A 10,835-nucleotide genomic window follows, 5' to 3' on the forward strand; every position below is an offset into this window, starting at 1 on the left:
GGCGAACGAGGCCAGCAAAGCCGTGGCCCGGCGGCTCGGGATGACGAAGGACGGCGTGCTGCGGGAGAGCTACCCGCACCGGGGCAAGCGGCTCGATGTAGAGGTCTGGTCGGTGCTCGCACCGGAGTGGCGGTCGGGCAAGCAGCCGTCCTGAGCGCCGACCGGCGCGGAAAATCCCGGTGAGATCGGGCGGCTCCGAACACTACGATGAAGGCCGTGAGACCGACCCCGGGTAAGGCGTTGCGCTGATGGCCGTGAGCATGCACGACGTGGCCCGCGCCGCCGGCGTCTCCCAGCGCACGGTCTCCAATGTCGTCAACAACTACGAGTACGTCCGCCCGGAGACGCGTCAGCGCGTGCTCGACGCCATGGCGGCACTCGGATACGTCCCCAACGCGGCCGCCCGGAGCCTCCGGTCCGCCCGTACGGGGCTCATCGCGCTCGTCGTCCCCGACTTCAGGGCGCGCATCTTCGCCGACCTCGCGGGCATTGTCGTGCGCGAGGCCGAGGCGCTCGGATACACGGTGCTGATCGAGCTGACGGGCCAGGAACGGGAACGCGAGCTGAAGGTCCTGACGGGCGGCCGTAACCAGCTGACCGATGGCGCGATCATGATGGCCATGTCGCTGCGGCCGGACGACGGGGAGCGCTGCCGCGCGGACTATCCGATCGTGCTGGTGGGCGACCAGGTGCTGGAGGGTCAGGTCCCGCACGTCGGCATGGCGAACCGGGAGGCTTCCCTGGCGGCGGTACGCCATCTGGTGGGCACGGGCAGACGACGGTTGATGCTGCTCGGCTACGTTCCCCACGGAGGTCTGACAGCACGGCTGCGATTGCGGGGCTTTCTCGAGGGGCTGGAGGAGGCGGGGCTGACGTCGGATGAGGCACTGCTGGTCGAGGCCGACTGGACCCGTGCGGGCGGCCAGCGGGCGATCGAGGAGCACATGGACGCCGGCCGGCCGATGCCGGACGCCATCTTCGCGATGAACGACTCCCTCGCCCTCGGCGCGCTGCGGGCGCTGCACGACCGGGGCGTCCAGGTGCCGCAGGAGGTCGCGCTGGTGGGCTTCGACGACGTCGAGGAGACACGCTACTCGACGCCGTCGCTGACCTCCGTCTCCCCGAACGTCGAGGCGCTGGCCAGGAACGCCGTCGCGATGCTCCACGAGCAGATCACCGGCAAGCCCAGCGGGCGCGAGCCGCACATCACGGTGGACTTTCAGCTGAAGGTGCGCGAGTCGAGTCAGTGAGGCGGGACCGCGACCCTGCGTCCCGTCTCGAACGCCTCGATGATCCGGTACGCGACCCGCAGCGCCCTTCGTCCGGCCTCCGCGTGCACGGGCGGCGCGGCCCCGGCCCTCAGCGCGGGCATGAGCGCGTCGAGGTGCGCGTCGAACGTCTCGTGGAACGAGCGCCCCCGGTCGTTGAAGTAGCCGGCCTCCCAGACCGTGCGCGCCTCCGAGCCCGCGGTGGAGAACTCGTACCGCCTGGTGGTGTCGTCGATCAGCAGCCGCCCCGCGTCCCCGTTGACCTCGACGTGGTGGGTGCGCGGGTAGGCGTAGGAGGAGTCGTACGAGCCGACGAGGCTGCCGACCGCGCCGCAGGCGAAGTGGGCGGCCACGACCAGTGTGGAACCTCCCCTCGTCATCTCGGCGCTGACCGCGTCGATCGGCCCCAGCAGGTGTTCCAGCAGGTCGATGCCGTGGCACTGGGTCTCGATGAGGTTGGCGTACGGGTGGTGGGCGGAGCTGCCCTCGCCGCCGAACCGCCAGGTCGCGAACGACAGGTCGCCCAGCCTGCCGTCGTCGATGTCGCGTTCGGCGCGTACGACGGGCTCGGCGAAGCGGTGGTTGAAGTTGATCGCGAAGAACAGCTCGCGCGCACGGGCCTCATCGAGCAGCCTGTCGGCCTCGTCCAGGTGGAAGACCAGCGGTTTCTCCACCAGGAGCGGGATGCCGCGCGCGATGAGCTCCAGCGTGGGCGCGTAATGCTCGGTGTTGGGCAGGCAGACGCTGATCAGGTCGGGCCCGGTCTCGTCAATCATGCGCCCGACGTCGTCGTACGCCTGGGTGGACCAGCGCGCCGCGCGCCGCTCCGCGCGGGCGAGGTCACGGGAGAACACCCCCACGACGCGCGAGTCGGCCCGGCTGGAGAAGGCGCGGGCGTGCTGCTCGCCCCACTGCCCCGCGCCGACGATGGCCACGCGGGCGGGCGCGCTCATCCGTCCTCCTGCGTGACGACCACTTTGCCGGACTTGCCGGACAGGAACGTCTCGAACGCGAGCGCCGTCTCGCTGACGTCGAAGGTGTGCGTCACGATCCGGCCGAGGTAGCCGGCGTTCCGCCGCAGGAGCTCCAGGTTGGCCGGGAAATCCGCGTACGGGAAGTATTCGCTGCCCAGCACCGCGCGTCCGGAGGAGATGAGGTCGGGCGAGACATCCAGCGGCAGCTGTTCCCCGTGCCCAACGCAGACCAGGACGCCCCTCTTGGAGAGCCTGTCCAGGGCGGAGCGCCGGGCCGTGGTACGGCCCGCGGCGTCCACCGCGGCGTCCACCTCCGGCACGCCGGCGACGGAACCGGCGTGGACGGGGATGCCGCCGAGCGACTCGGCGAAGGACAGCCGCCATTCGGAGACGTCGCTGATGTAGATCGGCACGTCCCCGCCCAGGCTGAGGCGGGCGGTGGCCAGTATCCCGACGCCGACCGGGCCCGCGCCCGTGATCAGGAGCGACTCGATGTCGGGGCGGACGCTCAGCGCCCTGTTGAGCGCGGCGCCACTGGTACCCATGACGTCCAGGAGCATCGTGGCCAGGGGAAAGGAGAGGTCGTCCCCGATCGGGAAGAACATCCGCTCCTCGACGACCTCCAGCGGGCCGAGGCCGCCGTCACGGTTGAAGCCCATGTCGCCGGCCTTGTCCAGGCAGAGGTTGGTCGCGCCCGCGCGGCAGCTGCGACACCGGCCGCAGTAGGCCATGAGATAGATCACCCCGCGGGTCCCCACCGGCGTGGCGGTGTCCGGACCCGCGGCGACGACCATGCCCGCGGCCTCGTGGCCCGCGACGACCCGGCTTCCGTCGCGGAAGAGGCCGTGGTCGCTGCCGCACAGAGCGTTGGCGCGCGGCCGTACGAGCAACTGCCCGGGACCGGGCTCGGCATAGGTGTGGGAACGGTGCTCCACCCGTCCCTCGCCGACGAGAAACGGAGCCGTGGTCACTGACCACCGAGCCCGGTGGTGGCGATGCCCTTGATGATCTGCCGCTGGAAGAACAGGAAAACGACGATCAGGGGCAGTGCGGCCAGGATGGCGCTCGCCATGTTCTGGGCGAAGACGACGCCGAACCCGGTCATGACGGTCTGCAGCCCGACGGGCAGGGTCATGAGATCGGGGTCGTTGGTCACGATGTACGGCCACAGGAAGTTGTTCCACGCGCCCACGAACGTGAAGATCGCCACCGCCGCGATGATCGGCCGCGACAGCGGCAGCACGATCCGCAGGAAGATGAGGAACGACCCCGCCCCGTCCACCCGCGCGGCGTCCTCGAGCTCGCGGGGGATGCTGTCGAAGAACCGCTTCAGGATGAACACCATCACAGGCGCGACCACCTGGGGAAGGATCATCCCCCAATAGGTGTCGACCATGTCGAAGGCGAGCATCTCGTCGAAGAGCGGCACGATGAAGATCGTCCCGGGGATCATGATCGAGGCGACCGTGAGGGCCAGGAGCGGCTTGCGCCCGGTGAAGTCCAGCCGCGAGAACGCGTAGCCCGCCAGCGTGGAGACCACCAGCGTGAGGATCGTGACGCCGGCCGCCACGATGAGGCTGTTGACCATCCAGGTGGGGATGTCGCCCATCTGGAAGATGCGCGCGTAGATCTCCCAGGTGTACCCGCCTTTGGGCAGGATCGTCACGGGGGACGCGCTGGCGTCGGCCTCGGATTTGAGCGAGGTGTTCACCGCCCACAGGAACGGCGCCAGCATCAGGAGGCTGAACAGGGCCAGCACCGCGAACGCGACGACTCTGGCGGGCTTCATGACGACCTCCGGGCGAACCTCAGCTGCAGCAGCGACAGGACCAGGATGATGGCGAAGAAGACGTACGAGATCGCCGAGGCGTAGCCGAGCCGGTAGCCCGTGAAGCCGGTGTCGAAGACGTACATCAGGATCGAGCGGGTGGAGTCGTCGGGGCCGCCGGCCGTCATCTGGTAGATCTGGTCGAACACCTTGAGCGAAGCCAGGATCTGCAGGACGAGGATGAGCACGGTGGTGTTCCGCAGCAGCGGCAGCGTGATCGAGAACAGCTGCCGCCACTTGCCCGCCCCGTCGATGGAGGCGGCCTCGTAGACCGTGCCGGGGATGTTCTGCAGCGCGGCCAGATAGAGCAGGAAGTTGAACCCGAGCGTCCACCACGTGGTGGTGACCGCGATCGCCGCCATGGCGAAGTCCGGGTCCTGCAACCATTTCTGGCCCTCGGCCCCGAAGGCGCCGAGTACGGCGTTGATCAGCCCGAGTTCGGGGTTGTAGAGCCACTTCCAGAACAGGCTGACCACGGTCGAGGCGAGCAGGTACGGCAGGAAGAACGACATGCGCCAGACCCACTGCCCCGGCAACCCCATGTTGACCAGCAACGCCGCCACGAGGGCAAGCACGACCAGCGGGATGGTGGTGAGCACGGTGAACAGCACTGTGTTGCCGAACGTCGTCCACACCATCGGGTCGGTGAGGGCCTCGGCGTAGTTGGCGAGTCCGACCATCTTCGGTTCGGCGCCGGCCGCCAGGTCGCGGTCGGTGAGGCTCATCCAGAGCCCGTAGACCGTGGGCCAGAGGAGGAAGAGCGCGAAGGACACGAAGAACGGCAGCACGTAGAGGAACCCGATCCGGCTCCTGCGCACCCGTGACCGGATCGTGGGTGCCTGAGTCACGGCGCCCTTCGCGAGGGTGGCCGATGTCATCGCTTCACCGCCTTGGACATGAGGACATTGACGCGCTCGGCGAAGTCGGCGACCGCGTCCTTGACCGAGGACTGGCCGATCAGCGCGTTCTGGATCACGCTGCCGAACTGGGTCATGAAGTTCGAGCCGGAACCGGTGAACGAGGACGGCGGATCGTAGTGGAGGTATGTCGCCGTGACCGCGTAGTCGTTGTTCGGCCGCAGTGCCCTGAACTCCGGGGTGTTGACGACGGGCTGGTAGGCGGGGGTGTGGCCGGCCCGGCCCCAGGGCAACGAGCCCTTGAGGATCTTCGAGACCGCCTCATAGGCAAGCTCGCGCCGCGCCTCGTCCGGGTTCGACTGGTGGGGCAGGACGAACGTGTGCGAGTCACCCCAGGTCGCGTCGGTGCCCGTGCCGAACATGTTCGGGATCGGCATGGCGCCCAGGGGCAGCTTCGCGTCCTGGTACTGCGGGAGCTCCCAGACGCCCGAGAAGACCAGGCCGACGTCGCCGTTGAGGAACGCCGAGGAGGCCGTGGCGTACTCGGCGCTGGTGGAGGCGACCTCGCCGTCGACCAGGCGGCGCATCGTCTCGACCGACTCGCCGAACGCCTCGGCGTCATAGACGAACCTGTCGCCCGCCAGGTCGAACGTGGCGCCGTGCTGGCCGTAGAAGGTCCAGAACAGGCGCCACAGCTGGGCGCCGTCGCCGAGGAAGCCGTACGCGAGACCGTACTGCTTGCCGGTGACCTTCTTGAACTCCCTGCCGAGGCGTTTCATATCGTCCAGGCTCTTGACCTGGGGCAACTGCCCGCCGGAGTCGAGCAGTCCGGCCTTCTGGGCCAGCTCGGTGTTGAAGAACGTGACGAATGCGTGCGAGTCGAGGGCCAGGGCGTAGACCTTGCCGTTGACGATCGAGCTCTTCCAGGCCGGGGCCGTGAACGTCGACTGCCCGACCCCGTAGCGGGCGAGCCGGTCGAGGTCCCAGGGATCGAGCAGGCCGCCCGGGGCGTACCCGGCCAGGCGGGACATGTGCGCGATGCCGAGATCGGGGGCGCGGCCGCCGGCCGCCGACATCGCGAGCTTGGTGTAGTAGGGGGCGCCCCACGCCAGGACGACCTGTTTGATGCGGGCGTGGGGCATGTCCGCGTCGGCCTTGGTCACGATCTCGTTCATGCGCTCGCCGTCGCCGCCGGTGAGGAGATGCCAGAACGCGATCTCCTGCGTACCTCGGCTGACGGGCCCCGTGCCGCAGCCGGCCAGCAGGGCGGAGAGTCCCGCGACTTGCAGCACCTTGCGGCGGGAGGGCCGGGAAGTGGGCCACTTGCTCATACGTGGTTCCTCGCAGAGGTTCCGGCAGGCCCTCACAACGGGGGGTAGCCGGATGTTGACTCCGATTGGAGGGAGTGTGGCACACTCTGCTACGTAGCAAAAGGTCTTGACTTACTCCATATCTGCGATTTCCGAAGGTTGTCATATGCCGAGTTCCGCCCCCCACGACGTCCCCCGTCCGGAATATCCCCGCCCGCAGATGGTCCGCCAGGACTGGCTCACCCTCAACGGGCCGTGGCAGTTCGAGATCGACGCCGGAGACTCCGGCCTGGAGCGTGGCCTGCGCGAACGCGAGCTCTCTGGGGCGATCACCGTGCCCTTCGCACCGGAGTCGGAGCTGTCCGGCCTCGGGCACACCGACTTCATGGAAGCGGTGTGGTACCGCCGCACCGTGACGATCCCGGCCGCGTGGGCGGGCCGCCGGACGCTGCTGCACTTCGGCGCCGTCGACCACGACGCCACGGTGTGGGTGAACGGCATCGAGGTGGCCCGCCATCGCGGCGGATTCTCCCCGTTCACGGCCGACCTGTCGGCCGTGGCACGCCCAGGTGAGGACGCCACGATCGTGGTACGCGCCCGCGACCCCCGGCACGGGCCTCAGGCGCGTGGCAAGCAGTCCACCAGGTACCAGAACTACGAGTGCCTCTACACCCGTACGACGGGGATCTGGCAGACGGTGTGGCTGGAGCCGGTCCCTGACGTGCACCTGCGCCGCCCACGCATCACGCCTGACGTCGCGACCTCCTCCTTCACCGTCGTCGTCCCCCTGTCCGGCAACCGCCCCGGCGGGTCGGTCCGCGTGACCGTCTCCGACGGGGACGGCGTCGTCGCCACCGCGACCGCCCGCGCCGATGCGGACCTCGCCCCCTCCGTACGCCTGGAGCTCCCGGCGGACCGGGTACGCCTGTGGGAGCCGGGCGACGGCTTTCTCTACGACGTCAGGATCGAGCTGCTCGACGCCGGGGGCGCCGTCGCGGACGCCGTGGACAGTTACGCCGGGTTGCGCTCGATCGCGATCGACGGCAAGCGCGTGCTCATCAACGGCCGTCCCGTCTTCCAGCGGCTCGTGCTGGACCAGGGCTACTACCCGGACGGCCTCATGACCGCGCCCACCGACGCCGCGCTGCTGCGGGACATCGAGTTGTCGGTGGCCGCGGGCTTCAACGGCGCGCGCCTGCACCAGAAGGTGTTCGAGGAGCGCTTCCTCTACCACGCCGATCGCCTGGGCTACCTGGTGTGGGGCGAGTTCGGCGACTGGGGCGCCTCCACCGGGCACGAGCAGCAACCGACCGCCTCCTTCGTCACGCAGTGGCTGGAGGTCCTGGAACGGGACGTCTCGCACCCGTCGATCATCGGCTGGTGCCCGCTCAACGAGACCCACCAGGCGATCCACGACCACGTCACCGAGCTTGACGACGTCACCCGCGGCATGTTCCTGGCCACGAAGCTCGCCGACCCCACCCGCCCCGTCATTGACGCCTCCGGCTACAGCCACCGCGTGCCGGAGACGGACATCTACGACTCGCACAACTACGAGCAGGAGCCCACCGCATTCGCCGGCCAGCTGAGCGGCCTGGGCAAGGACGAGCCCTTCGTCAACGGCGGGCCCGAGCGGCCCATCTCCGTCCCCTACCGCGGCCAGCCGTACTTCGTCAGCGAGTACGGCGGCATCTGGTGGAACCCCGAACTCGCCGGGACCGAGCAGGACGCGGACCGCGGGAGCTCCTGGGGCTACGGCCAGCGCGTCAGGAGTGAGGAGGAGTTCCATATCCGCTTCGCCGGCCTGACCGAGACGTTGCTGGACGACCCGGACATGTTCGGCTACTGCTACACGCAGCTGACCGACGTGTTCCAGGAGGAGAACGGCGTCTACCGCTTCGACCGGACGACCAAGCTGGACGTCGAGCGCGTCCGCGCGGTCCAGTCGCGGCCGGCCGCCTCCGAACGGTCGAGCTAAGCCCGGCGCAAGGCCCGCAAGATATCAAGCGCTCAGCAAGATATCAAAGGGAGGGACTTTGTACCGCCAATAGGTGAGCGGGCCGAGGGCAGGGCATAATGGCGCATGAAAGGACAAATCCACCCGAGCAGATCCAGGGGGAAATCGTGTACGCATTCCTTCCGCAGGAACTGTACCGGCCGGCTCCGCGTACGGTGGTGCGCCGCTGGTATGAGGCCATCATCCTCGGCGAGCGGGGTTAATCGACACGGGTGCTGCGGTCGTATTTCGACCGCAGCATTCAAGAATGGCAAGCCGGACGACGGTCGCTGAGGAGGCCTTTCTCCATGGCACTGCCAATTTATCCCAAGGCTCAGCGCGACGGCGCGGTGGAAAATCTATGCGGCTTTACGATTTCTGACCCTTATCGCTGGCTGGAAGCCGGCGATGACGCACGTGTACGGGCGTGGGCGGCACAGCAGGACGAGTTGTTCGCCGCGCATCGTGATGGATGGCCCGACACCGGCAACTGGCGGGCCATGATCGAGGAGTTGTCCACCTTCGGGGTGTTCGATCCGCCGATGGTGCGTGGATCGCTCATGTTCATCGCCGAGCAACTGCGTGACGACGAACAACGCCGTCTGGTTGTGGTGGACGGCACGAGCGACAGGCGCGTGCTGGTGGATCCGGTCGAGCTGGATCCATCCCGCCAGACGCGGCTGCACGCCTGGTGGCCGTCACGTGAGGGCGAACGGGTAGCGGTTCAAATGGAGGTCGCCGAGCAGCCTGCCAGTGACATCGTGGTACTGGATGTCCGTACTGGCGAGGTGACGGACGGCCCCCTGCCCCGCGCGCGCAACACCTCGCTCGCCTGGCTGCCGGGCGGAGACGCCTTCTACTACGTCAACCGAGTCCCCACTGAGGAATTGGCTCCAGGAGACCAGCGGTTGCACCGTCGCGTCCGGCTGCACCGGATCGGTTCCCCACCCGAGGCCGACCCCGTGGTGTTCGGCGGCGCCGATGCCCCCGACTGCTACTACGGGATCATCGTCAGCGCCGACGGCCGTTACCTCGCGATGACGGTGGCGGACGGGCCCGCTCCCTGCAATGACGTGTGGATCGCCGAGCTGACCGACCCGCAGGCTCTTCGCTTCGTAAAGACAGTGGATGGACGTTCCATACGTGCCAACGTCCTGCCGCGTTTCCTGCCTGACGGCAACCTGCTGCTGGTCACCGATTACCAGGCGCCATGTGGCCGCATCTGCACGGCGCCCAGGCACCACGCCGACCCGTCGGCATGGCGCACACTGGTACCCGAAGACGCCCAGGCCCCTTTGGACGACTGTCTGATCCTGGACGATCCAACGCTGCCGCGTCCTTTGCTGCTGGTGGCGCGCGCCCGCCACGGCGTGTCCACACTGACGGCGCACGACCTGGCCAGCGGCCGGCCACTCACCACCGTGCCCCTGCCCGGCGTAGGTGTGGCGACATCCCTGCAGACCGAGATCCCTCACGGACGTCACCTGTGGTTCAGCTACTGCGACGCCGCCACACCCGCGGCCGTCTACCGCTACCACGCCGCCACGGGGGAGGTGGAACCCGAATCCACCAGTACGGCACGCAAGCCCGACTCGACCATCAGCGGCCGCACCGTTCGTTATCCGGCCGGCGACGGCACCGAGATCACACTGTTCCTGTTCACGCCGTCTGAGGAGCTTGACGGCCCTCGCCCCACTCTCCTGTACGGCTACGGCAGCTTCGGCCTGACGATGCGCCCGCTGTTCTCTCCGATGGCGGCCGCATGGGTCCACGCCGGCGGAATCTTCGCGGTCGCCTGCGTGCGCGGCGGCGGCGAAGAAGGCCAGCACTGGCACGACGCCGGCCGCGGGCCGCGCAAGCACCAGTCGATCAGCGACTTCAACGACGCCGCGAGCTGGCTCGTCCGCACCGGCCACACCACCCCTGCCCAATTGGCGATCTATGGGATTTCCGGCGGTGGGCTGCTGGTCACGGCCGCCGCCACACAGCGCCCGGATCTGTACGCCGCGGTCATCGCCGACGGCCCACTGTGCGACATGGTGCGCTACGAGCGCTTCGGCCTTGGAGGCACCTGGACCGAGGAATTCGGCACCGCCACCCAGCCGGAGCAACTCCAGTGGCTGCTCGGCTACTCTCCCTACCATCACGTCACTCCAGGAACGGCCTACCCCGCTTTCCTGCTCGCCGGCGCGGTCACCGACCTGCAGACCGGTGAGGCCCACGTCACCAAGATGTGCGCGGCCCTCCAGCACGCCACCAGCGGCGATCGCCCCGTTCTGATGCGCCGCGAACCCGACAGCGCCCACGCCGGGTCATGCGCGAGCAAAGAACGTGCTCTGGCTACCGACATCCTCGCCTTCGCCGGGAAATACACCGGCCTCTCGCTGGAGACGCGGCACCCACTGCCGATGGACGATGCTGACAAATATCCGACCGTGCCCACCTTGTGAGTGGACCCGGCCGAATCAGGATGGATCTACGGACGGCGGGTGCGTGGCCGACCAGGTGCACCGGCCCGTCCCCGTCGTCCCGGTAGGCGAGGTCTCCAGGCGGCGGTACAACGGCGCGCTGTCCTGCCCCTCGGGACGCGCCTGGGGCCGAG

8 protein-coding genes are annotated in these 10,835 nt (G+C 68.5%); 3 read left to right on the top strand and 5 right to left on the bottom strand.

Features of this window, described 5'->3' with window-relative positions:
- The first annotated feature begins 260 nt into the window (after window positions 1-260).
- On the top strand, window positions 261-1,250 hold the full coding sequence (locus tag AB0J09_RS41440) for a LacI family DNA-binding transcriptional regulator (protein WP_360703673.1): 990 nt from the start codon (window positions 261-263) through the stop codon (window positions 1,248-1,250).
- Here AB0J09_RS41440 and AB0J09_RS41445 read toward each other — a convergent pair.
- The 5 genes from AB0J09_RS41445 to AB0J09_RS41465 are packed head-to-tail and all read right to left on the bottom strand — an operon-like array spanning window position 1,244 to window position 6,258.
- Window positions 1,244-2,221: a Gfo/Idh/MocA family oxidoreductase gene (locus AB0J09_RS41445; RefSeq protein ID WP_360703654.1), complete on the bottom strand. Its 978-nt coding sequence runs from the start codon at window positions 2,219-2,221 to the stop codon at window positions 1,244-1,246. The two genes, AB0J09_RS41440 and AB0J09_RS41445, sit on opposite strands and share 7 nt — an antisense overlap.
- Window positions 2,218-3,213, bottom strand: a complete 996-nt coding sequence (locus tag AB0J09_RS41450) for an alcohol dehydrogenase catalytic domain-containing protein (RefSeq protein ID WP_360703656.1) — start codon at window positions 3,211-3,213, stop codon at window positions 2,218-2,220. The genes AB0J09_RS41445 and AB0J09_RS41450 overlap by 4 nt, the downstream gene beginning before the upstream one ends.
- The gene (locus AB0J09_RS41455; protein ID WP_360703659.1) at window positions 3,210-4,031 is read right to left on the bottom strand and encodes a carbohydrate ABC transporter permease; all 822 of its coding nucleotides are present in this window, start codon (window positions 4,029-4,031) and stop codon (window positions 3,210-3,212) included. The genes AB0J09_RS41450 and AB0J09_RS41455 overlap by 4 nt, the downstream gene beginning before the upstream one ends.
- Window positions 4,028-4,948: a sugar ABC transporter permease gene (locus tag AB0J09_RS41460; RefSeq protein ID WP_360703661.1), complete on the bottom strand. Its 921-nt coding sequence runs from the start codon at window positions 4,946-4,948 to the stop codon at window positions 4,028-4,030. Before AB0J09_RS41460 ends, AB0J09_RS41455 begins: the two co-directional genes overlap by 4 nt.
- Entirely contained in the window at window positions 4,945-6,258 is a 1,314-nt protein-coding gene (locus AB0J09_RS41465; protein ID WP_360703664.1) for an extracellular solute-binding protein, read from the bottom strand. Before AB0J09_RS41465 ends, AB0J09_RS41460 begins: the two co-directional genes overlap by 4 nt.
- Window positions 6,259-6,403: 145 nt before the next feature.
- On the opposite strand from AB0J09_RS41465, the gene AB0J09_RS41470 reads away from it, so the two are divergent.
- Both AB0J09_RS41470 and AB0J09_RS41475 read left to right on the top strand, forming a co-directional pair.
- Window positions 6,404-8,215, top strand: a complete 1,812-nt coding sequence (locus tag AB0J09_RS41470) for a sugar-binding domain-containing protein (RefSeq protein ID WP_360703667.1) — start codon at window positions 6,404-6,406, stop codon at window positions 8,213-8,215.
- A 326-nt stretch (window positions 8,216-8,541) separates the two neighbouring features.
- Window positions 8,542-10,683 carry a prolyl oligopeptidase family serine peptidase gene (locus AB0J09_RS41475; protein ID WP_360703670.1) on the top strand — a complete coding sequence of 714 codons (2,142 nt, stop codon included), beginning with the start codon at window positions 8,542-8,544 and terminating at the stop codon, window positions 10,681-10,683.
- Window positions 10,684-10,835: the final 152 nt, after the last annotated feature.

This window comes from Nonomuraea sp. NPDC049784, assembly GCF_040659615.1.
Classification (GTDB): domain Bacteria; phylum Actinomycetota; class Actinomycetes; order Streptosporangiales; family Streptosporangiaceae; genus Nonomuraea.